Source organism: Paenibacillus terrae (assembly GCF_005217525.1).
GTDB classification, from domain to species: Bacteria; Bacillota; Bacilli; order Paenibacillales; family Paenibacillaceae; genus Paenibacillus; species Paenibacillus terrae_C.
The window spans coordinates 118,595-145,140 of sequence record NZ_PNXQ01000012.1 but is presented as its reverse complement, the minus strand read 5'-3'; the positions used below and the strand labels follow the sequence as shown (position 1 = coordinate 145,140).

17 protein-coding genes and 1 pseudogene are annotated in these 26,546 nt (G+C 49.0%); 7 read left to right on the top strand and 11 right to left on the bottom strand.

All coding sequences use genetic code 11. The features are described 5' to 3' along the window. Positions 1 to 178: 178 nt before the first annotated feature. From C1I60_RS10700 to C1I60_RS10685, 4 genes are all read right to left on the bottom strand, one after another. Positions 179 to 2,854 carry a PAS domain S-box protein gene (locus C1I60_RS10700; protein ID WP_137061704.1) on the bottom strand — a complete coding sequence of 892 codons (2,676 nt, stop codon included), beginning with the start codon at positions 2,852 to 2,854 and terminating at the stop codon, positions 179 to 181. Between the two features lie 100 nt (positions 2,855 to 2,954). Continuing rightward, positions 2,955 to 3,890 (bottom strand): nucleoside hydrolase, encoded by a 936-nt coding sequence (locus C1I60_RS10695; protein ID WP_137061703.1) that lies wholly within the window; start codon positions 3,888 to 3,890, stop codon positions 2,955 to 2,957. A 173-nt stretch (positions 3,891 to 4,063) separates the two neighbouring features. Further along, a complete protein-coding gene (locus C1I60_RS10690) occupies positions 4,064 to 6,217 on the bottom strand; it encodes a glycoside hydrolase family 6 protein (RefSeq protein ID WP_137061702.1) in 2,154 nt (717 codons plus the stop codon). A 543-nt stretch (positions 6,218 to 6,760) separates the two neighbouring features. After that, entirely contained in the window at positions 6,761 to 8,269 is a 1,509-nt protein-coding gene (locus C1I60_RS10685; RefSeq protein WP_137061701.1) for an alpha-glucosidase/alpha-galactosidase, read from the bottom strand. Positions 8,270 to 8,466: 197 nt separating this feature from the next. On the opposite strand from C1I60_RS10685, the pseudogene C1I60_RS10680 reads away from it, so the two are divergent. The 5 genes and pseudogenes from C1I60_RS10680 to C1I60_RS10660 form a co-directional block, all read left to right on the top strand. Beyond that, positions 8,467 to 8,622, top strand: a pseudogene (locus C1I60_RS10680) (Cof-type HAD-IIB family hydrolase); the annotation flags it as partial. A 206-nt stretch (positions 8,623 to 8,828) separates the two neighbouring features. Further along, positions 8,829 to 9,827, top strand: coding sequence for a substrate-binding domain-containing protein (locus tag C1I60_RS10675; RefSeq protein ID WP_137061700.1), 999 nt, complete (start codon positions 8,829 to 8,831; stop codon positions 9,825 to 9,827). Beyond that, positions 9,824 to 11,269 (top strand): sensor histidine kinase, encoded by a 1,446-nt coding sequence (locus C1I60_RS10670; protein ID WP_137061699.1) that lies wholly within the window; start codon positions 9,824 to 9,826, stop codon positions 11,267 to 11,269. Before C1I60_RS10675 ends, C1I60_RS10670 begins: the two co-directional genes overlap by 4 nt. After that, complete coding sequence (locus C1I60_RS10665) at positions 11,244 to 12,572, top strand: AraC family transcriptional regulator (RefSeq protein WP_137061698.1); 1,329 nt, start codon at positions 11,244 to 11,246, stop codon at positions 12,570 to 12,572. Before C1I60_RS10670 ends, C1I60_RS10665 begins: the two co-directional genes overlap by 26 nt. Positions 12,573 to 12,799: 227 nt before the next feature. Further along, a complete protein-coding gene (locus C1I60_RS10660; protein WP_137061697.1) occupies positions 12,800 to 14,200 on the top strand; it encodes a sugar porter family MFS transporter in 1,401 nt (466 codons plus the stop codon). 104 nt (positions 14,201 to 14,304) lie between these two features. Here the strand turns inward: C1I60_RS10660 and C1I60_RS10655 are convergent, their stop codons facing one another. The 4 genes from C1I60_RS10655 to C1I60_RS10640 form a co-directional block, all read right to left on the bottom strand. After that, complete coding sequence (locus tag C1I60_RS10655) at positions 14,305 to 15,231, bottom strand: AraC family transcriptional regulator (RefSeq protein WP_137061696.1); 927 nt, start codon at positions 15,229 to 15,231, stop codon at positions 14,305 to 14,307. A gap of 107 nt (positions 15,232 to 15,338) precedes the next feature. Continuing rightward, positions 15,339 to 16,742 carry an NAD-dependent malic enzyme gene (locus C1I60_RS10650; RefSeq protein ID WP_137061695.1) on the bottom strand — a complete coding sequence of 468 codons (1,404 nt, stop codon included), beginning with the start codon at positions 16,740 to 16,742 and terminating at the stop codon, positions 15,339 to 15,341. 136 nt (positions 16,743 to 16,878) lie between these two features. Further along, positions 16,879 to 17,634 carry a response regulator gene (locus C1I60_RS10645; RefSeq protein ID WP_137061694.1) on the bottom strand — a complete coding sequence of 252 codons (756 nt, stop codon included), beginning with the start codon at positions 17,632 to 17,634 and terminating at the stop codon, positions 16,879 to 16,881. After that, entirely contained in the window at positions 17,627 to 19,231 is a 1,605-nt protein-coding gene (locus C1I60_RS10640) for an ATP-binding protein (RefSeq protein ID WP_137061693.1), read from the bottom strand. Before C1I60_RS10640 ends, C1I60_RS10645 begins: the two co-directional genes overlap by 8 nt. Before the next feature lie 87 nt (positions 19,232 to 19,318). Between C1I60_RS10640 and C1I60_RS10635 the strand changes: the two genes are divergently transcribed. Both C1I60_RS10635 and C1I60_RS10630 read left to right on the top strand, forming a co-directional pair. Next, on the top strand, positions 19,319 to 20,353 hold the full coding sequence (locus C1I60_RS10635; RefSeq protein ID WP_137061692.1) for a DctP family TRAP transporter solute-binding subunit: 1,035 nt from the start codon (positions 19,319 to 19,321) through the stop codon (positions 20,351 to 20,353). A 114-nt stretch (positions 20,354 to 20,467) separates the two neighbouring features. Further along, positions 20,468 to 21,769 carry a dicarboxylate/amino acid:cation symporter gene (locus C1I60_RS10630; protein ID WP_170970778.1) on the top strand — a complete coding sequence of 434 codons (1,302 nt, stop codon included), beginning with the start codon at positions 20,468 to 20,470 and terminating at the stop codon, positions 21,767 to 21,769. Between the two features lie 113 nt (positions 21,770 to 21,882). Here C1I60_RS10630 and C1I60_RS10625 read toward each other — a convergent pair whose 3' ends face one another. The 3 genes from C1I60_RS10625 to C1I60_RS10615 all read right to left on the bottom strand — a co-directional run bounded on the left by C1I60_RS10625 (position 21,883) and on the right by C1I60_RS10615 (position 26,262). Then, positions 21,883 to 22,539: a DJ-1/PfpI family protein gene (locus C1I60_RS10625; RefSeq protein ID WP_137061691.1), complete on the bottom strand. Its 657-nt coding sequence runs from the start codon at positions 22,537 to 22,539 to the stop codon at positions 21,883 to 21,885. Between the two features lie 167 nt (positions 22,540 to 22,706). Beyond that, positions 22,707 to 24,545: an ABC transporter ATP-binding protein gene (locus tag C1I60_RS10620; protein WP_137061690.1), complete on the bottom strand. Its 1,839-nt coding sequence runs from the start codon at positions 24,543 to 24,545 to the stop codon at positions 22,707 to 22,709. Continuing rightward, complete coding sequence (locus tag C1I60_RS10615; protein WP_137062238.1) at positions 24,526 to 26,262, bottom strand: ABC transporter ATP-binding protein; 1,737 nt, start codon at positions 26,260 to 26,262, stop codon at positions 24,526 to 24,528. The genes C1I60_RS10620 and C1I60_RS10615 overlap by 20 nt, the downstream gene beginning before the upstream one ends. Between the last annotated feature and the right edge of the window lie 284 nt (positions 26,263 to 26,546).

The window sequence follows — 26,546 nt, the reverse complement described above, 5'->3', positions numbered from 1 at the left end:
AAAGCTTTAAAAATCATTAGAGTATCCATAAACCTCATTATATCTTTTATTTTAGATATGTAAATATCTATTTCAATAATATAGCATCGACTGTTGTGTGTTGTGCCATTCTTTCATACATTCCACTTGAACATAAAAATAGCCATGATGCGTTAAGCACCACGACTGGCTATTTCTTTTAGCATTCCGTTGATTCGTAAGGCTCGTCACGGCTTATATTCGCAAGCGCTTCCCCTTCTGGCAGCATAAGATCAAGCTGAAACCGGAACGTGGCTCCTCTGGCCTCGTCACTATCCACACCAATGGAGCCGCCCATCAGACTGACCAGGTTTTTGCAGATAGACAGCCCCAAGCCTGTTCCTCCATATTTTCGATTCAGTGCCGGATGGAGCTGGGAAAAAGGCTGAAACAATAGATGCTGGCGATCTGCGGGAATACCGATCCCGGTATCGGTTACAGTGAACTCAATCAAGCATTTCTTTTTACGGCTGCTGTAAGCCTTGCTCTCGGCAAAGATATTTACACGCCCTCGCTCCGTAAATTTGATTGCATTGCTCACCAAATTCACCAGCACCTGCCGGATACGCACATGGTCACCGACAAGGACCCCCGGCAATTCCTGATCCACATGCCACTCCAGCTTAATATCTTTTTCCATAGCCTGCTTGAGAAATAGATCCGCCACACTGCCCATCATATCCTCAAGTTCAAAAGGTTCGTGCAGCAACGCCATTTTTCCAGCCTCAATTTTGCTCAAATCCAGTATTTCATTCAATATCTGCATTAAAGCACTGCTGCTATTGGTAATAATATCGATATAGCTCCGCTGTTCCTCATCCAATTCAGTATCTGCGAGCAACCCGGCCATCCCGATAATTCCGTTCATCGGTGTACGAAGCTCATGGCTCATCACAGAAAGAAATTCTGACTTGGCCCGGTCGGCCCGCTCGGCCGATTCCTTGGCCCGGATGATTTCCTTCTCATTCGTCATATCTACAAAAACCATTACGGCCCCTTTACGCTCTCCATTATCCATCAGGGGACTGATCCGGTATGAGACGAGGAAGCTGGATCCGTCTTTTTTCCAAAATACGGCTTCCTCAGCCTGATAAGAAGCACCACTTCGGATCGCCTGAAGAATGGATGGCTGCTCATCCGGGTAATGTCTGCTTATCTCATCGACATGGCGAATCATATCCGTGCATGTCCCGCTCAGTGGGTTTTCCGATCCCACTCCAAACATTTCGACCGCCGCCGGATTCATAAAACGGACATGCCCCTCGGTGCTCAGACCCACAATGCCTTCGGATACGGCGTTCAGAATGAGTGAATGCTCGTTGCTGAGCTTTTCGATCTGGGCGATGTAGCTTTTGAGAGGAGTGACATTTTCAATAATGCCATAGCAGCCGACAATATGCTCATGCACAAAAATCGGAATATTGGTTACCTTGATAGACAGACGCTCCCCATCCTTATGTATGAACTCTGATTCATAGGTTTGCGTTTCTCCCAGCTTTGCAAGCTCCATATGATGCCTGATCTTGTCCCGTTCCTCAGAAGAAGCCATCGCAAGAAATCCAGCCTCAAGCAGTTCCTTCCTTGTATAACCGATAAGTTCCTCCAGACTGGGATTTACACTCAGGATTTGCCCCTCCATATTCATGGCGCATATACCGAGCGGGTTATGCTGGAACAGCGATTTATAACGGTTCTCGCTTTCACGAAGACGCTGCTCCATCTTTTGGTGCTCCGTGACATCCTGTACCATACCGACAATTTGAATCGGCTGTTCTCCGCGCTCGTCCATTTCCGCTTCCCAGATCGAACGCAGCACTTTCTGTTCACCATTAGGCAGTACAATCCGATAAAAGGTTTCTTTATGAATCCCTTTTAAAATGACGTTCGTAATGATCTCGATCATTCGCTCTTTATCCTCTGGATGAATAGCATCTAGAAAAGAATCAATACTTGTCTCGACTGGCTTTACGCTAAAGCCGAAAATACTGCAGAATTCCTTGGAAAAATGCAAAACATCGTTAACCAAATCCCAGTCCCATGAACCAAACATCGCCAGTTGCTGGGCTTTTGCAAGATTATCCTCACTCTTCTGGCGCTCCGTGATGTTGCGGCCGATGGACAGAACTCGTTTGATTTTGCCTTCCTCATCCCGAATGATGCGATATGACACTTCCAGCCACAAATAATGCCCGTCCTTGTGACGAACACGCCGCTTCATAATACCTGTTTCCTGGAAGATTCCATGTACGCGCATATAATCGGCATCTTCTGCATGATAAAATTCGAGCCGTTTTTTGCCGAGCATTTCCTGCCTAGTGTAGCCAAGAAGTTTTTCTACCGAAGGAGAAACATATTGAAGATTGCCATCCGGCGTGCTGAACGAAATCACATCTGGCGTATTTTCTGTAATCAGCATGTACAAGTCCTCATTGTCCGAGAGTACCTGCTGCATGTCTTTTTTTTCTGTGATGTCCATCGCGTAGGCAATCAGATACGTTTGACCCATAGCCGGGTCATCGAATATCGTTAATTCCAGCGATAACCAGACGGAGATTCCCCGCTGATGTCTTAAACGAAGCTCTGCCTTGTACACTTGATCCGTAGCTTTCAGCCAGCCCGCATAGACGTCTCGCAACGCTTGTCGATCTTTGTCTCCTTGATACAGCAAATGATAATATCGGGTTTGCAGCAATTCCTCCTGCTTATATCCGACCATGTGACAAAGAGCAGGATTAACGTACAGACATTTTCCGCCCCTCGAAAAAATGGCTATCCCTGTCGGGGCATGATTGTACATGTGTTCCAGCAAAGGCAGTCGTTGAGCAGCAGAAAACACAATAAATCTCCTCCTTTGTGGTTTATGAGGGCGGCGCAGCCTAACATGCATACACAAAATTGCCGATGCAGTGCCATCGGCAATTTTGTGTATTATTTTTTTATACCACCCGACTCAGAAAATGACGCAAAAACCGATCCGCATCCACTTCAAGTGCCACGTCAATACTTGTCTGTAAATGAGCTTGATCCTTGTCCGTTACTTCACGGGTACGACCAACCTCGGCGGAATCACCCACCTCGACGGCAATGTGCATCGGGCGCGTCTCCACAAAGCTGGAATCAATCGCCAGCCCTACGGCCAACGGATCATGCAAAGCACAGCCCGCGATACCGGGTCTGAAATTACGATAGGCTTCCATATAGAAGTCCGTCATATCTGCCATAAACGTGGCCAGCTCGGTCCCTTGCTCACGCCATTTGTCCACTTCATGCTGAGGAAGCAGCGTCTGCATGGTTACGTCCAGTCCAACCAGCGTGAGCGGGAAGCCTGCTCCCAACACGTAGGCTGCGGCTTCAGGATCGGCATATATATTCGCTTCAGCCGTTGGGGTCACGTTGCCTTTTACCGTGACTGCACCGCCCATAATGATCATACGGTCAAGCAATTGCGGCAGTTCGGGGCAGCGATCCAGTGCAATCGCAAGGTTGGTCAGCGGTCCCACCGCTACAAGGGTAAGCTTGCCTTCATAGTGACGAGCCTGTCCGATGATAAAATCTGCTGCATCCCCAGATGCTGCCTGTCGGGAAGGCGAGCCCTTCAACTGGTTTCCAATCCCGTCCTCGCCGTGGATATGCCTAGAATACGGCTTGAACAGCTCTCGGCCATACGGCTTGTGAGCGCCAGATACGACCGGGGCCTCTACACCCAACTTTTCCAGCAGGATCAGTGAGTTGCGTGTTGCCTCCTCCACCGAGATATTGCCAAAGGTAGTTGTAATTCCAAGCAGTTCCAATTCTGGCGAATGGACCGCGTACGCAATGGCAAGTGCATCGTCGATACCCGTATCTACATCTAAAATTAACTTTTTACTCATGATGACCTCCACAGTAGAACAGCATTCTTTTTCATTATACACAATTTGAATGCTTATTCTCTTGATCATGAGGTTCTTTATCTGAATACGATCGAAAAAAGCTACGGCAGTGTGCCGTAGCTTTTCCTTCGGGGCCCTTCCATTGCTTGAGCGCACTTCTTCTGTCCTGATTCCTAAGGCTCGATTCCCCACACCAGCTTATCATTATGGAATAACGTTACTTTATTCCATTCTGTATAAGAGGTTTTGGTTGGATCGAAGGAGTAGTCATTGGATTCGTCCAGGTTAGACCAGTCGCTTTTGTTGATGCGGATCTGAATATCACCTGTTTGCGCTCCAGCAGCAAGCGTGCCAGCAGCAGCATTGAAACCAATTTCAATATAGTTGTCTGTAAAGGTACGCAGCACATTATCATTGCCTACTTGCGCATAGTCTACTGCGGATTGCAGCTCCTGGCTGCCATCTTTCGTGAAATAATACCGGACTTTCAGCTCACTCAGCTTCACTGGTGTTGTACCTTTATTTTTCAGATTTAAGTAAGGCTTGACTGCGTTATTAGCTGGATCGGTGTCCCCGGCCCGATACATTACAACCAGATCACCCGCTGGTTCTGTAGGGTCCGTTGGATCTGTCGGTGTACCTTTTGGCTCAGCGCTTACCGCAGTGGAATCCTTACTTGTTCCTTTCGCATTCGTAGCACTTACAACATAGAAGTAAGTTGTTCCGTTGGTCAGCCCCTTATCTGTGTACTCTTTCTCAGTAACAAGAGGCGCAACGGCTGTAAAAGGACCTGCTTCGCTAGTGGCACGTTTTACCGTGTAGCTATCAGCACCGGTAGACGCATTCCAAGTCAGCGTTACCTGAGCATTGCCCGCAACTGCCTTTAAGCCTGACGGTACAGCTGGAGCTGTAGGTGATGGATCCACACCACCAGATGAAGGGACAATCGCTGGATATGCATTTTGCACCAGCATCGCAAACTGATCATGGAACCAAGCTCCTGAAATAGGTGCATTCGGTAAAGCATCTGTTAATGTGCCATCCTTAGTGGTATAGGTAGGATCACAGTATCGGTCAAAGCCTTTACCCTCATCGTTCGGAATGAGCGAGCTGGAACCATCGGAATCACCCGGAGGTTTCGCCCATACATAAGCATCGACATGGGAAGCTGGAGCTGTTTGCGGCGGCGTACCCATACCTGCTCCGCTGCTATTACACCAGTTGCCGCGATGCGAGCGTTTGTCTACACGGCCTGAGTTTACATAGGAGTTAATATCACTGCCAACAGCGGCAGTCGGACGGTTAGGTCCTCCCCATCCATTACGGCTCGTATCAATTAACATACCGAGCGAGCTGGGCCAGCCTGCATTGACAAAATCTTTATGCAATGACTCTGTGAAATGCAATTCATCAAAATTAGGATTCCATTCGTAGAACTTGGACGATTTGATCGGTTGTCCACCGATATTCAAATCTGGATTAGGCAAGTTAGGTTCTGTCAGCGGTGAAGTATTGGCTGTATTCGAGATAAAGCCGTCCACGCTGGACAGACCTTTGCTAGTATCTTTGAAGATAGTTGTAAACAGGGATACCGTTGCTGAACGATTGTTATCCCAACCTAACCATCCAGAGTGACCGATATCCACGTATTTGTACACATTCGGAATCTCGTTCAGCTTATTCATTGTATACTTGATCCCGGCTTCATAAATTCCTGTAGATTTGGCTTGCGCACACTGAGGAGTATTCAAATTGGTTACCAAGTTTGGTAGGCTATCTGGTTCAATAATCGCTACAATGCGGATATCCTGATACTTCGGATTGGCAAAAATAGCAGCAATTTTATCGACATAATCCTTTTTGTACGTTTCCAGCCCCGCTTGGGTCAGCGGCAGCTCACCGTTGGAAGCCAAGGCTTTACAATCCCGTCCGGGCAGATCATATACAATAAACTCTGCCGTAATTGGTGTGTTGCCTTTCTTTTGCGCCAACACTTGATCCAAATGCGCTTCCAGGCCAAGCTTGCCTCCACCACCGTTAATGGCAGCGATGCGATCAAGCCATACGGCTGTCGGGAACGTTTTGACGGTTTGCATTTTCGCTTTCAGTGTAGAATCTGTAACCTGGGCAATCGACGTATCGACGCTAGCCGCATAATCAGGACTAACATATTTGGTTGCCCCTAGATAAGGATTGTCCACATGGGATTCTGCATATATTTTATCCGTAAATCCTGCACCTGGTAGAAAGCTGCTTGCAATGAGTGATAGCGCAAAAGCATACTTCATGCCTTTACGAAGCACTTGCTTTGTTTTCAATTGCTTCACCTATCTTTCCGTAGATTTTGTTGAATCTTCCTATGGCGGTACCTGATTGTTACATGATTATGTGTGAGTTACGCCTTCTTTCTCCAAAAATCGGCGTTCATAGATGCAATAAGGTAAGCGCTTTCTACTTTGATACACGCTTGTCGTTTAATTCCTTGTTCACCTCCTATGTTAGATTATATAGAACTGGAAATATTCTGTAAATTGAATAAATCAAGAATTAAATTATTAGTTAGGCTATAAATTTCCACTCTGTCGGTTTTTTTTGCCACAATATTTTTGGGGACCCAGTTCCTTTTTTCAAAGGAGCACCCCTCATGTGGCGAGCCCTCATGGTGAACGGGGGCTTCGACATAGAGAGAAAAGATTTGTAATAACAAGGCTGTATTCTTTAATTTCCGTCGACCCGAATCGACAACTATAAACCTGAGGGTATGAAAATATGAGAGTTGGCTATGAAAAAAGGGCATTTTCAGGCCATCACGGCGCTAAAAATACCCTTCTAACACTACGACTATTGAAAAATGCTCCGGACGTTTAGGCTCAGCTGGTTTGCACCTTTTCACGATCCTTGCCTTTGTCCGACTCACCAGCGTTTTTGTTCGCGGCCTCCCGGTCCAATTGCATTTCCTCGACCGTCTTGACCTTGATCCTCGCCGCTCCCTCGTAATCCCGGGTCGGGATCAGGTTGCCAGCAGCCAAACGTTCGCGCGCCTCGGCAATCGCCGCTCCATATTGCGGCAGCCATGCCTCCTGCGCTACCAGCATTTCATCGACCATTTGCCAGATTTCCTTCGGATTGCATACTGCACCCACCAGCGGGTCCATCATGAACGCCTGCCGCAACAGCTTGTCGTCCCCATGCACGGCAGCTTCGACTGCCAATCGCTGCACGGAAATACTAACATTGCAGACAGCCGCAGGGCCGAGCGGCAGCTCACCCACAAGCGGCATGGAAATGCCGTTACGATCCACATATCCGGGCGCCTCAATAATCGCATCATCCGGCAGATTGGAAATCACTCCGTTGTTGACGACATTAAAATGTCCCCGGTATACACGTCCTGTTTCCAGTCCTTCGATAATGTAGGAGCCATGCTCCTCACCGCGTTTTTCCGCCTTATACTCCAGCGGATCTTCCTTCATCCAGTTTGGAAAATCTGTTTCAAACCAGTTGCGTCCTTCCGTACATACACGCAGATAGCCTCCCGTTTCTCCGTTAATCCAGCTTCCCAGATCAATCCAGTCAAGAATTTCATCCGGACGCTTCCGATACCAGGGAACATACTCGCTTAGATGGCCGTTCGATTCGGTGCTGTAATAGCCAAAACGGCGAAGCATGTCGATGCGTACCTTTTCGGTACGGCTATATTCGGGATGCTTTTCAAAAGCCTCCAGTAGCCCGGCTGTCAGATCCTTGCCTTCATGTGACGCCTGAATATACCACGTCTGGTGATTGATTCCGGCACACACAATGTCCACATCCTGCTTCTCCAAGCCGTATACCTCGGCAATTTGGTGATGCCCATGCTGCACACCATGACACAACCCAATCGTACGTACGCCGCTGTACTTGTTGCAGGCCCAGGTCATCATCGCCATCGGGTTGGAGTAGTTCAGCAGCAGCACATCAGGTGCGCTTAGCTCGCGGATATCCTTGCAGATCTCCAGCATTTCCGCAATACCACGCTGCCCGTACATAATACCTCCTGCACACAGCGTATCGCCCACGCATTGATCCACACCATATTTCAGCGGAATGTCTACATCGGTCGCAAAGCCTTCCAGCCCGCCAACCCGGATCGTACAAATCACATATTTGGCATCCTTCAAAGCCACTTTCCGGTCCGTGGAGGACTGTATTTGAATGGACAAGCCGTTCTCCCGAATATCCCGCTGGCACAGTTCAGTGACCATATCCAGATTGTGCTGATTAATGTCCGTAAAAGACACTTCAATCTCGTTAAATTCCGGCACCGTCAACAGATCTCGTAAAATTCCACGGGTAAAGCCGATACTCCCCGCTCCAATAAAAGCCACTTTAAATGACACGGTATTCAACCTCCAGCGTTAGAATTGTAGTATACCGTCATTGTAGCAACTTGCCAGAGGGAAGCGTTATCAAAATCATGACCAGATTCGCGTATAGGTGTCAAAAATCCTAACCTTTATATCAACGGGGGCCATAATGTAGTAACATAAAGAAAATATTTGAAAGCAAGGAGCAGCCTGAGAATGAGCAAAAAGATTGTACAGACCGCTCCAAAGCGGAGATTTACGATTTCATCCTGGAAGTGGGTTTCGACGGAATTATCGGAGCTGGCGGGGGCTTTGTTGAAATCGAGGGTGAAATGCTATATCACCACAAAGTATCTGATGAAGATGTAAAACATATGGTGGGATACGGAGCTTTTCTATTTAAAATCAACTCTACGAAGGCCCACTAGGCTTATTTGGATTAAACTTGTATTATCATCCATATTCAGATGTACCTTGATTGCAATATGCCATTCCTCCTCATTAACCGCGCGTATGCCAACGATAGCTGTGTGCGGTTCTTTTGTTGCTGTATAATGAGTTGAGTCTGTAAATATTCCCAAAGGAGCAAGACATGTCAAACCGTAAATGGACATTTATCCTTATCCCCGTCTTCCTGCCATTTGCCTGGCTGCTGTTTCAGTTCACTCTGTCTTCTCTTCAAATTCACCAATTTGCAGAACAATTGAAAACGGTTTCGCCAAAAGACAGAGTTTCGGATACAAAAGTGGTATTGATATCCCAAGAGTTGGACAATTATTACTGGCGGTCAATCGAACAAGGAGCCCGAAAGGAAGCGGAACAGTACGGTATGCGGCTCGATTATATCGGGCCGGACCGCATTAATCCGTCCGAGCAGATCAAACTGCTGGATAAAGCGATCGCTGCCAAGGCGGATGCAATTCTGGTTCAAGGGATAAATGATCCGGAGTATCGCCGATTAATCGACAAAGCGGCCGGACTTGGCATACCCGTCATCACGATCGATACGGATGAGCCGGACTCCCGAAGACTGGCTTACGTCGGAACGGATAATGAAGGAGCAGGAAAGCGGATGGGCGTACTGTTGGCGAAAGCCTCCGGAGAGCGTGGCAACATTGGAGTTATGATCAGTAACGAGCGCGTCGAGAACCAGCGGCTCAGGCTTGCCGGCTTTCGTTCCGTGATCGGCCGCTATCCCGAGCTCCGCATTGTGGAGATTCGCTCCTCGGACATTTCGCGGCTTCAGGCAGCCCAGCAAGCCCAGAACATGCTCATCCAGTATCCGCAGATCCGCTACATGGTCGGATTCAGTGCGCTGGACGGCCCTGGCATTCTGGAAGCCTCGGAGCGGAACGGAGCGCGGAGCTTGCAGATTTTCGCTTTTGACGATATGGCCGATACGTTGAAAGCCATCAGAGATTGCAAAATCGAACTGACCATTGTTCAGCAGCCAGTGGAAATGGGGGCTAAGGCCATAAAACTGCTGAATGATTACTTAAAGGGGAATGATCCCCAGAAATTAACATACACCAGGGTATATGAAGTGCATGCGGACACTCCCGACAACATGGCCGGAGATGACGGACGATGACGATCAGAACGAAGCTGCTTCTGTTCATCCCCCTCCTAGTTGTGTTCGCCAATATCATCGCTTATTTTGTATTCCAAAGCGGAAAGGTCGTACAACAGAGCTACGATGAAATGCTTGGCCGAATTCTGCTCATTGAGCAAACCTCCGAATCGGCGGAGAGCAACTTAAAGCTCCTATACGCCTATCTGCTTAATCCGAGAGACGATAAGGCTGTGCAGGGCCCGACAGAACGCCAATTGATGCAGTTGAAAGGCAGAATTCAGGAAGTCTCCGACTCGGCCGCCCCTTCATTCGCCGAGGAGGACTACGTGAATCTGTTGGCCACATTTCTTGAACAGAAACAAGCCGCAGTTCTGGACGCCAATGCACAAGATCCTCAATCGGCTTTTGAACATTATATTGAAGCGGAGAAAACCGTCAGCTATACCCACGAGGAGGGACAGCGACTGGTCGATGCTGAACTGGCTTATTACCGGCCGATCATCGAGAACATCCGGAACAAGAATGAACGAATGAACGGATTGGGAGTGGCGCTGTTCGGCATGAACGCTTTAATGGGGGTTTTGCTTGCAATCTGGGTCTCGCGCAGCATTACCGGTCCTGTCGGCAGACTTGTCGGACTGGCGAAGCGAATCGCCACAGGCGATCTGAATATCGAGCCCCAACCGCGACGGGATGACGAACTAGGCGTACTGTCGGACGCCATTTCGCAAATGTCTACCGATTTGAGCATCCTCATCGAGAAGGATAAACAGAGTCTGGAAATGCGGCGGCTTGTGAAGGAGCTGGAGCTTCTGGCCCTGCAAAATCAAATTAACCCGCATTTTTTGTTCAATACCCTAAATGTGCTCTCCAAGCTGGCGATCCTGGAAGGGGCAGAGAAGACCAGCGACCTGATCGTTTCGATGTCCAATCTTCTGCGGTACAGCCTACAGAAGCTGGACAAACCCGTAACTCTCCAGGAGGAGCTGGATCATATCCGCGAATACGTAACCATCCAGCAGGCGCGCTTCCGGGACAGAATTCGCTTTGATCTTCAATTTGACGCTTCCGTACTTCAGCAGCAAATTCCGGCCCTGACGATCCAGCCGTTGATTGAAAACGCTTTTCTTTATGGTGTCGCAGATATGGAAAACGGAGCCATTATCGCGTTGACGCTGTCGAGAGCGGGCGAGGATGTGCAAATTGTAATTTCGGACAATGGAAAGGGCATGGCAGAGGAAACCCGACTGTCCGTGCTCCGTCTTGAAGGCAGAGCCGAAAGCAGCAGTTCAACGGGACTTGGAATGCAAAACGTGTTTAAGCGGCTGCAGTTGTTTTACGGAAAGGAAGGAATGGTTGAAATCAGCAGCAATACCGGACAAGGTACTGCCATAACAATACGAATCCCAGTTAAGAAGGAGAGTGAGCGGACTGATGTATCGGTTGTTGATCGCGGATGACGAGGCCTTGGAGAGGGAAGGACTGGAATTGACAGTGGAACGGGCGATGCCGGGGGTATTCCGGTTTATTCATGCCGGCAACGGCCGCATGGCGATTGAATGCGCGGAAGAGCACCGTCCCCATATTGCCATTCTGGATATCAATATGCCCGGAATTGACGGACTCGAAGCGCTTCGTGAATTAAAGGAGCGGCTTCCCGATACCCGATTCGTGCTCGTCACCGCCTATGATTATTTTGCCTATGCCCGGGAGGCGCTCTCTTTGGGCGTAAAAGAATATATTCTGAAGCCGGCGAAGCGAGAGTTAGTCATCGGTACACTGAAACAACTGATTGAAGAAATTGAGCGCGAGAAGCGGGCACGTACGGAAGAATTGGAGCTTAGGCACAAAATCTCGCAGCTGATGCCGCTCGCAGAAAATGAGCTGGCTTTAATGCTTATGGTCGACCAGACGGTGGATTCGAGCGCTTCCCAGCTGTCGGAATGGCTGGACTTTCCTCTTGATCAGGGAAGCGCCATCATTGCTGCCTTTGACAGATATACGGACGAGCAGGATAAAAAGAAAATTTACGATCATTTCCGAAGCTATGTAAAAACGCATGGCCCGAATTCAATTGTAAGCTCCTTGATCGACAATCATGTAGCCACTTTTTTACGAAAGCCGCCTGCCACCAGCGAAAACAGTTGGCGGCAGTTGGTTAAACACCTTGTCCAGCAGCTCTCCGAGCTTGCCCGGCAGCAACTTGGCATAAAGACGGTCATTGGAATCGGATCGCTGCATAGCGGCGAGGAAGGACTTCGTAAGTCCTATTTCGAAGCCGTTTTTGCCTCCACCCTACGCAACCGGGATGAGGGTTACTGCCACTTTGACGAACTGAAGTCGTCAGAGACTGGTTTGCTTGCCGTCAAAGCGGAGAAAGGAATACTTCAGCAGACGTACGTCATGTCAGCACTGCAACGGATACGCGAACAGCGGGAGGTTCAAACACTGACTATGCTGGGCAGGGCGAAAATGTATATCGAGGAACGATTCAACGATGATCTTTCGCTGGAAGAAGTAGCTGATTTCGTCCATTTGAATCCTCACTATTTCAGCAAAATTTTCAAACAGGAATACGGAGAAACGTTCATCGACTTCGTAACCCGGCTGCGGATTGATAAAGCCATTTCTCTGATTAAGGCCGGCAACCTCGCTCTTAAGGAAATCAGCTTTGAAGTGGGTTATAAGGACCCGAACTATTTTAGCCGCGTCTTTAAGAAGATAACGGGCGTTCCTCCCACTGAGTTCAAAGGCCAAAAATAGTAGAGATTCATCCATGCCGACCATCGGCATGGATTTTTTTAAGCTCGAATGACAAGGTAATGCTAGGTTTACCCCCTCCGTCTCCAATTCGGGAATCAAAGCCAAAATCGTGCATGAAAAGGTCCGTTTATTGAAGACGATAACCGGCCTTTCTTTTATAAGCGCATGTTATACTTCTCCTCGAAGAACGGAATGAGGTTCCAGGAATCTGGAGGGGAGATGATAATATGGCAGTAATCATCAATAATGAAAGCGCTCAACAGAAAGCGCTTCAATCAGAAAAACCCAATATGCTTTTTGTGACGCTGGTATCCATCGTAGCTGCGCTTGGAGGCATCCTGTTCGGTTTTGATATCGCGGTTGTTTCGGGAGCAGTCGAATTCCTACAGCAGCGTTTTTCGCTGAGCGAATTTCAGGTTGGTTGGGCGGTGTCGAGTCTGATTGTCGGGAGTGTCACAGGAGCGGCTCTCTCTGGCTACATGAGTGAAAGGATCGGCAGAAAAAAGGTATTGCTGGCCGCCGGATTTTTATTCGTCGTCGGCTCGATCTGCTCTGCGCTTCAAGATACGTTCACCGGGTATGTTATCTTTCGCATGATCGGCGGCGTCGGCATAGGAATCACTTCCACCATTTGTCCGGTGTACAACGCGGAGATCGCTCCCGCCAAATACCGTGGCCGTTTGGTTGCTTTAAATCAGTTGGCGATCGTAACAGGCATTTTCCTGGTTTATTTTCAGAATTCTTGGATCGTCAGCCTGGGGGATGAAGCCTGGGGTGTCTCAACAGCCTGGCGCTGGATGTTCGGAGTGGGAGCCGTTCCGGGACTGATCTTTATGCTCTTGATGCTCTTCATACCCGAAAGCCCGAGATGGCTTATTAAACAGAATCGACCTTATGAAGCGCTGCCGATTCTGCTGAAAATTCACGGTGAAGAAGCCGCTAAACAGGAAGTGCTTGATATCAAGGAATCGTTCAAAAATGAGAATGACTCACTTAAACAATTGTTCGCTCCCGGTATTCGGGTCGCTCTCTTTATCGGTGTCATGCTCGCCATTATGCAGCATATTACCGGCATCAATGCCATTTTATATTACGCGCCGATTATCTTTAAAGGAATGGGACTTGGTACGGACGCCTCTTTGACCCAGACCATCTGGATCGGGTTGATCAATGTGCTGTTTACCATCGTATCCGTCTGGCTGATCGACAAAGCAGGACGAAAAGTCCTGCTGATGATCGGCACCTCGTTGATGACCCTCTGTTTGGTCATTATCGGAACCGTATTCAAAATGAATTTGACCACCGGACCGCTTGTGCTCATTATGATTTTGATTTACGTGGCCTCCTACGCTATATCACTTGGGCCGATCGTATGGGTTATGATCTCGGAGATCTTTCCGAACCGCATTCGCGGCAAAGCGGTCGCCATCGCTTCGATGGCATTATGGGCCGGCGATTATCTGGTGTCCCAGGCATTCCCTCCTCTGCTGAGTTCAGTCGGTCCGTCCAATACTTTTTGGACATTCGGAGCCATCTCGTTGTTCGTCGTAGTCTTTATATGGCGCAAGGTTCCTGAAACCAAGGGAAGATCACTTGAACAGATGGAAAATATGTGGCTCGGGAAATGACCTAACTTTAGCTCTCAAGAAGCCCGGACACGTGTGAAAATGCTTTAAAACACAAGACCTCTGAAGTCATACCGACTTAAAATCGGCAATGGTTCAGAGGCTTCTTATTGCTTATTTGTAATGCCCCCTTCCTCCTCCGCATAGTTCCACACATGGCGTTCCACGGCAGAGCGGTATTCAACAGGCGTCTTGCCTGTATGCTTTTTGAACAGCATATGAAAATACTGCCTGCTGCCTACGCCTACATAATCGGCAATTTCATGAATGGGAATGTCCGTTTGCTGAAGCAGCATTCGAGCCTTGTCCATCCGCAGCATCGTCAAATAGGCGGTGAGTGTTTGTCCGGTATGCTTTTTGAAAATGCGGTGCAAGTACCCCGGATGCAGATTCACCGCGGATGCCATATCCTTGACCAGAATTTCCCGATCATAGTTAAGATGGAGAAATTCGATGCAACGTCTAATGTAGACATCCGTTTGCTGCGTGTTACTGCGTTCCATTTCCTCACGTAAACGCGCAATCCGCACGAGTAATTGTATAAACAGCAGCTCAGCCATTGCGCCCGGATGCTTTTTTCGCCGATCCAGTTCCAGTACGAGGCTTTTCAGCGTATAATACACCTCTTCCGGGTCAGACAGCACCAGGTACGGGAATGGATGCGACATGAAGGCTGTGACCTCATGCTCTTCCCCTGCCATTTGTCGGATAGACGGACCTACTTGCACCCCTTCCGTAAAACCGAACTCCACATTCAGCATCCGGCACGGTTGCTCTCCTTCTACGACCAGTCGGTGCGACACACCCGCGTCGAGCATAATAAATTCCCCTTTACGCAGCGTGATGCTTTCTCCCGCTTTCTCTCCCGTCTGTACATCTACCCGGCACAAGCCGGAGATCATGTACATAATTTCTGTAGAATGATGTTCGTGATATGGCATGGTGTAATCGTGCCACTGCTTGTAATAGTAAGCAAAAAAACGGGGACTATAATCCCCGTCACGCAGCCGTGGCTCAAACAGACTTCCGTTCATCCCCGCACCTCCGCAAAATAGGTCAGCTAACACGGCAACGTATCTGCAACCGCTTATTTTCACAGTTTAACAGACGATGCTATGTAATTCTATTTCGCTCTAGCGGGCTATCTGAAATCCGGTGGAATACGCCGTGCCGTTCCCGTCAAAATAGCCGCTTCAATTACGGCCTTCCTCACCTCGGTAACGACCTGTTCGTTGAAGATGCTTGGAATAATGTATTGCTCGTTTAACTCCCGTTCACTTACGACAGAAGCAATTGCGCGGGAGGCGGCCAATTTCATCGGCTCGTTAATACGGCGTGCGCGGCAATCGAGCGCTCCTCTGAAAATTCCCGGAAATACAAGTACGTTGTTGATTTGATTCGGATAGTCACTGCGTCCTGTCGCAAACACGCGAACATGCGGTATCGCTTCTTCGGGCACTATCTCCGGATGCGGGTTGGCCATAGCAAAAACAATACTATCCACCGCCATCCCCTGTACATCTGAGGCATTCAGCAGATTGGCACGTGACACACCGATGAACACATCCGCATCACGGATGACTTCTTTTAACGTGCCTGGCTCCGGCTCCACTTGAGGCTGATCCGCCAGCCACTGCCACATCGGATGGGAATAGGTCTCGCCACGTACAATAGCTCCATCCCGGTCTACAGGCACAAGCCGGTTTACCCCTGCAGCCAGCAGCATTTTGCATATTGACACGCCTGCGGCCCCTATTCCGTTCACAACGACCCGAACATTTTCGATCCGCTTCCCAACCACCTTTAGCGCATTCAGCAGCCCGGCAATCACAACCACCGCCGTTCCGTGCTGATCATCGTGAAAGACGGGAATATCCAATTCTTCCGCCAGACGGGTTTCGACCTCGAAGCAGCGTGGAGAACTGATATCCTCTAAATTAATTCCCCCGAAAATAGGACTGATCGCCTTAATGGTACGGATGATTTCCTCTGTATCCTTCGTATCCAGACAGATAGGAAAGGCGTCGACTCCGGCGAGTTGCTTGAACAGCATCGCTTTGCCTTCCATCACGGGCGCAGCCGCATGCGGACCGATATCGCCAAGCCCCAGCACAGCGGTACCATCGGTTACAACCGCAACAGTGTTTCGTTTGATAGTCAGCGAGTACGCTTTTTTCGGATTTTCATGAATGGACGTGCAGACGCGGGCCACCCCTGGCGTATATACCCGAGATAGATCATCCCGATTTTTGATCGGCAAATTGGGTTGGACTGATATTTTACCCCCCAAGTGCGCGAGAAACGTGCGGTCAGAAACGTTAATGAGTTGAATGCCTGCTAACGATTTGAGTGATTCGATGAGCGAAGTCTCTGCTATTTCAGCGACGTGAACTGTGATGTCACGAACGGACGAATCCTGTCCGGGGCGAATAACATCAATGGAAGTAATGTCTCCACCAGCACGGCTGATCGTTGATGCTACCTCACCGAAGTTTACTTTGGCATGAACGAGCTCCAACCGAAGAATCAGACTATTAAAGGCCACGGTACACCCACTCCTATTCTTTTCATAGCACGTGTGCGGCACTAAGACAGACACGTGTATTGTTTCTTTTCCAGGTTCCCCTGCCTTTACATGTTATCGCTTTCATAAAAGCGTTGGGAAGCTTTTGTCCATATTGTTACTTATGGTCATTTTGATCACGCAGCAGCTCGTACCGATTCACGGGACGACCGACCCCGCCGTAATGCACAACCAGGCGCACGATCCCTCTTTTCTCCAGATAATCCAGATACCTTCTTGCCGTTACACGGGCAATACCTACTCCCTCGGCGGTTTCTTCAGCAGACAGCTTGCCGCCGTGCTGCTCCATGACCACAAGCACCTGTTTCAGGGTGGCAGCATTCAAGCCCTTTGGCAGTTCATCGTAGGACATCGCCCATTCCTCGTATACTGGAGCAGGTACTACCACATCCTTAACAGCTTCTCCATTTTGCATAATAAGGTCCAGCTCTTCCTGGGTTCCTACTTCCTCCGCCCATAATCCAGCCTGCTGCACCCGGTAACGCTCCAGCGTATGGTGGATACGCTCTACCTTAAACGGTTTAATGATATAATCGAACGCTCCGTTTCGCATCATTTCGCGGATCGTTTCCGTATCCTTCGCGGCGGTCACGACAACTACATCTACAGGCAATGCCAGGGAACGGATGCGCTGTAAAGTCGTAATTCCGTCCAGCGACGGCATGAATACGTCAAGAAAAATCAGATCAGGCTGTAGCTCCTCGATCAGTTCCAACCCCCGAAGCCCGTTGGAGGCCAGACCTACCACCTGGAACCCGTCAACCTGTTCGATAAACAGTCTATTCACCTCTTGTACCATCGGATCATCCTCGACCAGCAGCACACGAAAAAGTGATTTTATAGGTTTACTCATCGTCGCTCCTTCCCCCTCTCTCCCTCAACGGAAATAGAATCTCTATCGAAGTCCCCAAGCCAAGTGAAGATTCGCATGTCAGGCGGCCGTTCCCCTTGGTGATAATCCCGCTTAGTAAATACAGCCCCATGCCGCGGCTTTCTCCGTCCTTAGTCGTAAATCCGCGTTCGAGCATTCGTTGCTTCGTTGTCTCCGACATTCCACAGCCATTATCCTCGACCAATATGAACATATATTCGTCATCCTGCTGGATGCTGACATAAATCTCCTTGGAGCCGGCTTCTGTATCCGCCAGTGCATCAAAGGCATTCTCAATTAAATTTCCGAGTAACAGAACGAAATCATGGCGGTCAATCAGCCAGGGAAAATAACTCATTTTGCTGGCAGGATCAATCCTGATATCAATCCCGAGCTCTTTACCACGGCTAATTTTACCCAATAGCAGTCCTGCAACTCCGTCATCATCGAAATGCCGTTGAAGGAAGCGCGTGATCTCCTCCTGTTGCTCGGTCACCTCAAACAGATAGCTTAACGCCTCGTTCTGCTGCCCAAGCTGGAGCAAGCCGGCGACGGTATGCATCTTGTTCATATGCTCATGATTTTGTGCACGAAGCCCATGAACAAACTCTTTGACACCTGTGAGCTCCTCGGCCATTCTCGTCACCTCGGTCTTGTCCTGAAATATGGCGATTGCCCCTAGAGTAACTCCCTGTTCACGGATGGGAATTCGGTTACTCCAAATAATGGTTCCGCCAATTTTCAGCTCCTTACTCAGAATCGCCACTCCCAAATCCAGCACTTCCGGCAACCGGGTATCCGGGAGGACCTCGCGGATCGGCAAGCCCGCTACATCGCGGTGCACATCGAAGATTTGCTTGGCTCGTTCGTTAAAAATCGTAATGAAGCAATTGCGGTCAATCGCAATGACCCCCTCATGCATCGCTTGAAAGGCTGCGCTTCGCTCACGAAACATTCTAGCAATCTCCTGCGGCTCCAGGTTGAACATCTGGAGCTTAATATGACGGGCCAGCAATGCGGAGCCAATCACCCCAAACATCAGCGACAGCAACGAAGTGATGATGATGGATTGCTTTTCCTGACGGATAATCTCCGTCACGCTTGGCAGCAGGCCGCCCGCCACAACGACGCCCACCTGCTCCGAGGAAGCATTCATAATCGGCACAAAGGAACGCAAGCCGATGCCCGCCTCGCTGCGTACTTTGGAAACATACGTATGTTCAGCAAATGCGGCATCATCATCCCGAGCCTGAAACGTTCCGCCGATTCGCTCTGTAAGCGGGTGAGACAACCGTTTGCGCTTCATATCGAGCACGACGATATAAGCCGCATCGTTTAATATCCGAATTTTGTCCGCCATAGGTGCAATCACGGCAGAAGCATTCGGGTCATCAATTCTTTCCACTACGTCCGGCAGGTTCGCAACCGTCTGGGCCGTAATCGTAAGCCGCTGTTTGAGTTCTTCTTCCTTGAGCCGGGTGGCGCTGCCAAACAGAAAAAGACCGCCGATCAAAAGAGAAAAAAGAACGACTCCAAATGAAAGTATCATTATTTTCCAATATATGCGAAGTCTGTTCATCCTCTTCTCCTTCCCTTTAAAGCGTTTACCTTTGAATACCATTGTGGAATAATGGGTCTAAAATAGCAACAGATGGGAGGTTACTTTGTGAAAAGAGCTGCTGGATTTGGTGTTTTGCTCGTACTGGGTATCCTAACGGCTTATGTGATCGGTTTTCAAAAGAATTTTGGTGAAAAACTCCCTTATGATCATGAATTTACCGGCCTTAAAGATCGGATCGTGATCAAATTTAGCCATGTGGTGGCTGAAAACTCGCCTAAAGGACTGGCAGCCGCTCATTTTGCACAACGGGTTAAAGAAAAATCAAACGATCGGATTGAGATTCAAGTGTTCCCCAATGGAATGCGCTATTCAGAAACCACGGAGGTTGCTGCACTTCAACGAGGAGAAATCCAGATGATTGCTCCTTCGTTTTCTAATTTGAATGCGATTGATCCAGCCTGGCTAGTGATGGATCTTCCGTTTGCCTTTGAGAATCAGGCTGAAGTCGATCAGGCACTGAATGGAGAATTGGGCAAGCGGTTATCGCAGACACTTGAACCCTATGGAATGAAAAGCGTCGCCTTCTGGTCGAACGGCTTTCGTCAAATCACTAACAACGTCCATCCCATTAGAGAGCCCGCAGACTTTGCAGGCTTGAAATTTCGTATCCAGCCAAGCCAGGTGTTGGATCGCCAGTTTGAAGCGCTGGGAGCATCGACTATCAGCACTCCTTTTAATGAAATATACCACAGCCTGGAGACGGGAACGGCAGACGGACAGGAGAACACAATATCCAATATTTTCACCAAACGGTTTTACCAAGTGCAACGTTATATGACCATCAGCAACCACAGCTATCTGGGTTATGCCGTCGTATTTAACAAATCCGATTGGGATCACCTCCCAAGTGACGCCAGGCGGGTGCTACAAGAGGCACTTGAGGAAACGACGCGCTGGAGCAAACGGGAAACAGACGAAAATGCGAATCGCCTTCGCCAGTTGGAGCAGACCGGAGACATTAAAATTACCCATCTGTCCGAGGGTGAGCGTAAGCTTTGGAGAGAACGTCTGCGCGTGCTCTATCAGGAGTTTACTCCCATCATCGGGTCGGACCTGATGGATATGATTCAAGGACCATAAAGATCAAAAAGAACGTTATGACCGTATTCTTGTTTGTCAAGAACGCAGCTTTTACACTGGGGATACAAAAATAAAGCGTTTTCAAAAATCAAAAGAAAGCGAGAGCGTATCCCTATGAAACTGAGAATTAATTTTAAAAACTTGACGGTTCAGGTCGTTATCGCTATTGTGCTGGGTATTCTTTTAGGTCACTTTTTTCCTGCAACAGGCGAAAAGCTCAAAATACTTGGAGATGCCTTTATCAAGCTCATTAAGATGGTCATCGCACCCATTGTATTTTTTACAGTTGTACACGGGATTGCCAGCATGGGGGACATGAAGAAGGTCGGTCGCATCGGCGGAAAGGCCCTTCTCTATTTTGAAATCGTTACCACGATTGCGCTGGCTATTGGGCTAATCGTTGTTAACCTGGTAAGACCGGGAGCAAGCATTGATGTGAGCAAAGCAACCGGAGACGTATCTCAATATGCTCAAAAAGCAGCGGAAACAAGTCACGGAGTAGTTGATTTCTTCGTAGGCATTATTCCTGAAAATGTAGTAAGCGCTATGGCAGGCGGAGATTTGCTGCCTATCCTGTTTTTTGCCATCCTTTTCGGGCTTTCACTGACGGCGATGGGGGAGCAAGCCAAACCCGTCATTGTCCTGTTCGACAAATTGTCGCACGCCTTCTTTGGCATCGTCAATATGGTCATGAAATTGTCCCCAATCGCCGCATTTGGTGCCATGTCATACACCATTGGTAAATTCGGCATTGGGTCGTTAACCTCTCTGGGCAAGCTGATGGGCTCCGTTTACCTGACTATGGCCTTATTCGTTATCATTGTGCTCGGTCTGATTGCTCGCATGTACGGGTTCAGCATTTTCAAGTTTATCGCTTATATTAAAGAAGAAATTTTGCTTGTACTTGGTACTTCATCCTCTGAGTCTGCCCTGCCACGTATGATGAATAAAATGGAGAACTACGGCTGTTCCAAATCGGTGGTTGGCCTGGTCATTCCAACGGGCTATTCGTTTAACCTGGATGGTACGGCGATCTATTTGTCCATGGCCGCCATATTCGTGGCTCAGGCCTCCGGCGTCGACATGACCATATGGCAGCAGTTGACACTGCTCGGTATTCTCATGCTGACCTCGAAGGGAGCCGCGGGCGTCACTGGTTCCGGTTTTATTACACTGGCAGCCACGTTGGCGGCATTTCCTTCGATCCCGCTGGCCGGGATGGCGCTACTGCTTGGCGTTGACCGCTTTATGTCAGAAGCACGCGCCATCACCAATCTGATCGGTAACGGGGTCGCTACTGTCATCGTCGCCAAATCAGAAAATGAGTTTCATCCCGGCAGACAGGCGGAGATGGCTTCAGCATCGGCTGAGCTTGAAACTAGCCCTTTACACAGCCCGATTACTAAATCCGTATAATAATGCATGCTTTATGTAGAGCCGGTTTACGGCTCTTTTTTGCGTTTCAACGGGACAAGGTTTTAACAGAGAAAGGGATAAAATGTGGTTTCATTATACCGCTCCTTCTTGATTTACACATTGGGTTCCCGTTTTGCAAACTCTTGTAACATGCCTCTTATTTGTTCTACCAATAAAGCAGGTGCTTTCTTGGGTGAGCCCGTGTCAAACGGAGGTTGAGGATCGTATTCCAAAATCAACTGGACTCCTTTACTCATATCTTCTCCCAATTCCCATGCTATTAGCTGGAGTGCCATGTCAATACCAGAGGAGACACCGGCTGCTGTAATGATTTTGCCCTGACGAACCACTCTCTCATCTGTAGGAATAGCTCCTAGAGATTGGAGCAGGTCTAAGGAACCCCAATGACTGGTGGCTACGGTGCCATTTAACAAGCCTGCTGCGCTCAAAATCAGAGAGCCGTTACAAACCGACGTGGTCCATTTCGTAGTTTCATGTATTTGGCGAATCCAGTTTAACGTTTCTTCGTCATTCATTGGAGTTTTATAATTTGGCGGACTGCAACCTGGAACAACAAGAATATCGGCTGAAGGTACTTCTGAAAAACTGTAATCGGCATGCAAATAACCCATATTTGAGTCCAGTTTGATTAACCCTTTTTTCCTAGCGACAAACTTCACTTCACATTTTAGTGTAGCAGCAAATACATCGTATGGACCAATTGCATCTAAAGCTGTGATTCCATCGAAAAGCATGATTGCGATTTTCATGATGACCTCTCCTTCGAAGTGGGATTTTATTCTTGCACACCAATACTAACATACATATACGGGGTATGGGTATATTAAACGTTGTGAAAGCACTGTTCGACTTTCTGGTCATGGACGATATCGCCCACAACCAGAACAACCTGCAAATCCGTTTATCGAGAGCCAGCTTAAGAGCTTTGCTTTCTTAACTGACCATAATATAAGTCGCTGTAAAAGCCTTTATGGGTCAGCAGCTCATCATGAGAACCCTGCTCCTCCAGACGACCATCCTTCAAGACCAGAATCCGGTCAGCCTGACGAATGGTATTCAGTCTGTGGGCGATGACAAAGCTTGTTCGCCCTTGCATAAGCCGCTCCAGTCCTTCTTGTATTTTCATCTCAGTAATCGTGTCGATGCTGCTGGTTGCCTCGTCGAGTACGAGGATCGAAGGGTTGGCCAAAATAGCACGGGCAATAGCCAGCAGCTGTTTTTGCCCTTGGCTGATGCCGCTGCCGTTAGCCTCCAGCACCTTATCGTATCCGTCCTTCAGCCGCATGATAAAGGAATGGGCATTCGCAAGCTTCGATGCTTCCTCTACCTCTTCATCAGTGGCATCCAGCCTGCCGAAGCGGATATTTTCACGGATTGTCCCTTGGAACAGAAAGGAATCCTGTAGTACAAACGCCATATGTGAGCGCAAGCTTTCACGCTGAACGGTGGTAATGTCGCGCCCGTCTAGCGTGATCATTCCCTTGTCGGGACTGTAAAAACGGGATATCAGCTGAATCAGCGTTGTTTTTCCTGCCCCGGTCGGACCGACCAGCGCGATCATCTCACCCCGCTTGGCTTCAAAGGAAATACCTTCTAACGTATCGCCCCCCTCATCGTAGCCGAAGGAAACATCGGTAAACCGAACTGCGCCCTCGACATGCTCCAGCTCTACGGCGCCGTGCTCGTCCTTGGACTCCTCATCCTCATCCAATATTTCAAATACGCGTTCAGCTCCGGCAATAGCGGACAGCAGGGTATTCCACTGGTTAGCCAGATCGTTCAGCGGTCTGGTGAACTGGCGGGCATACTCTACAAAGATGATAATCGTTCCGATGGTAATAGAACCGTGTATAGCCAAAATCCCGCCGATTCCTGCCACAATGGCAAAGCTGAGATTGTTCAGCCCGTTCATCAGCTTGGGGATAAAGCCGGAAATCGTTTGTGCCCAGAAGCCCGACAGACGGATACGGTCATTACGTTCACTAAAGCCGCGAATAACCCTCTTTTCCTGCGAAAATGCTTTGATAATCTGCTGCCCGGATAACGTTTCTTCGATATATCCGTTCAATTCGCCCAGGTTCTTCTGCCGTTCCTTGTATAAGGGACCTGTACGACGCGTAATCCAGCGCATCCCGACTGCCATCAGCGGCACCACGATAAAGGTTAGCAGTGTCATCAGCGGGCTTAACCACAGCATGACTGCGAGTGTACCCACCAGCGTCAATACGCTCGAAAAAATCTGAATGGCTGAGCTATTCAGCGTAGAGCTGACATTTTCGATATCATTGGTCAATCGACTCATGATCTCTCCCTGCTGACGTTTACCGTAAAAAGGAATCGGCAAGCGATGCAAATGCGAAAACAGGTCGAAACGCATCCGGTACACCGTCTCCTGGGCGATTTCGATCATCCAGATATTTTGCAGCCAGGAGGTCAGCGAATTGAGCAAATACACAGCACCCAACCCAATGAGAAAATAAATCCACGTGCGTCCGCCCGGACCTTCCAGAAAATGGTCCACCGCAACGCCGACCAAATACGGACCCAGCAAAGCCAGCCCGGAGCTGAGCAGTACCATGAACAGCACCAGCATTAGCTTGGCCTTGCGGCGGGCCAAATACTCCCATATCCTGCCCAGTGTGCCGGACCAGTTCTTGGCCTTGGCTTTGCGGCGTCCCTCTGCTCCTGCCGGGTTGCGCAGCACACCGGACGGTGGTGTAGGCTGACGGAAGGGATCAATGAGTTCCTTGAACATGCGACTCCTCCTTTCCGTATTGTGATTCATAGATGCGTCGATACAGCCCTGAGCTGTCCATTAAATGATCATGACTTCCACTCGCAATCAGACGGCCTTCATCCAACAGTAAAATCTGATCTGCCGATGCGGTCGAGCTGATCTTCTGCGTAATAAGAAAGGTCGTGCAGGACAAGCCTTCCAGCGCCTCCAGCAAAGCAGCCTCTGTCCGTACATCCAGCGCACTGGTGCTGTCATCCAAAATAAGCACCGCCGGATGGCGCACCAGCGCGCGGGCAATAGATAGCCGTTGCTTCTGTCCACCGGACAGATTCACACCGCGCTGTCCCAGCATCGTGTCATAGCCTTGCGGCAAGCGCTCAATCATATCGTGAATTTGCGCCATACGAGCTGCTTCCTGAATCTGCTCCAGACTGGCATCCTCCAGCCCCCAAGCGATATTTTCCCGAATCGAGCCAGTGAAAAGAAGCACCTCCTGCGGCACATATCCAATGGCCTCACGCAGTATGGAAGCGTCCAGTTCCCGCGCGTCCTTGCCGTCAAAGCGCACACGGCCCTCATCTTCTTCATACAAACGCGTAATGAGCTGCACAAGTGAGGATTTACCCGACCCAGTGGCCCCCATAATAGCGATGCGCTCACCCGGTCGAGCCATAAAGGAAATATCCTTTAGCACCGCGAGATCGCTGCCCGGATAATGAAAGCTCACCCGATCCAGTTCCACCTGTCCCTGGATTCGCGTGTTATGTGTTGGAACAGGCTCCCGTTCTCCATGTTCTTCATGATGTGTCTCCAATACCTCACGAATCCTTGCCGTGGAAGCGGTCGCCCGGGAAAACACGACAACAATCCCCGACAAGGCAGACAAGGCTCCAATCGTCCGCAGTGAATAATTGACGACAGCGACCACCTGTCCCACACTGGCATCCCCTGTTGCAATTTGCCCCCGTCCGAACCAAAGCACGGCGATAATTCCCACATTCATGGTAAACAAAATGAACGGCATCGTCGTTTCCGTCCAGCGCAAAGCGGAAACCGTCCCTTTCATCAATTCGCCCCCATAGTGGGCAAAGCGCTCGATTTCATGCCGCATCCGCACAAAAACCCGTATGAGCCGGATACCTGTCAGATTCTCCTGAATCACCCCGTTAACGTCATCCAAACGACGCTGGACACCTTTAAACAACGTAACAGTTCGCCGCATCATCACAAGCACAAACACGAACAGCACTGGAGCCATGACTGCCAGCAACAGTCCTAGCCTGAAATGCACGACCAGCGCCATTACAATGCTGCCAATCACCACCAGCGGCACCCGTGTCATAAACCGCAAGCTCATAAACACCGTATCCTGCACCTGCGTAACGTCTCCCGTCAGACGGGTAATCAGCGATGAGGTAGCAAAGCGTTTAAAAACCGGATAGGAAAAGGATTGCACCTTATGATACAGCCTTTCCCGCAAATCATACCCAAAGCCCTGACTGGCATGGGAAGCAAAAAAGGAACTGGAAATTCCCGCTATAAAAGCAATAACGGCGCTTCCTACCAGCACACCGCCCCATAACCAGACGACGGACAAATCCTGCTGTCGGATGCCCTCATCAATAATTTTGGAGATCAGATACGGTTGCGACAATTCTACCGTCAGCTCCAGCAGCATCATCACGAGCGCCGCGATGGCTGGAACCCGATATTTTTTTAGAAAAGAGAACATCATCCCCACTAGCATTCCTCCAATTGCTCGACAGCCGTCCTTCCAGATCAGCGTGTGATCATCATACAGCACTATATTTTATTATACCCTTCTGAACCCCCTCCTTCTAACTCATAAACTAAAGATTCCTGCTGCTATAATTAAAAATATGCAAAAAAGAGAGCACGTAAATACGGCTCTCCTTGCGATTTCATTTTAATCCAGCTTACTTGTCGTTCCCAGTGTTCATTATTCCTCTGCTGGTACTGCTGACTCTACCTCTACTTCCTCCATATTTATTTGCTTCC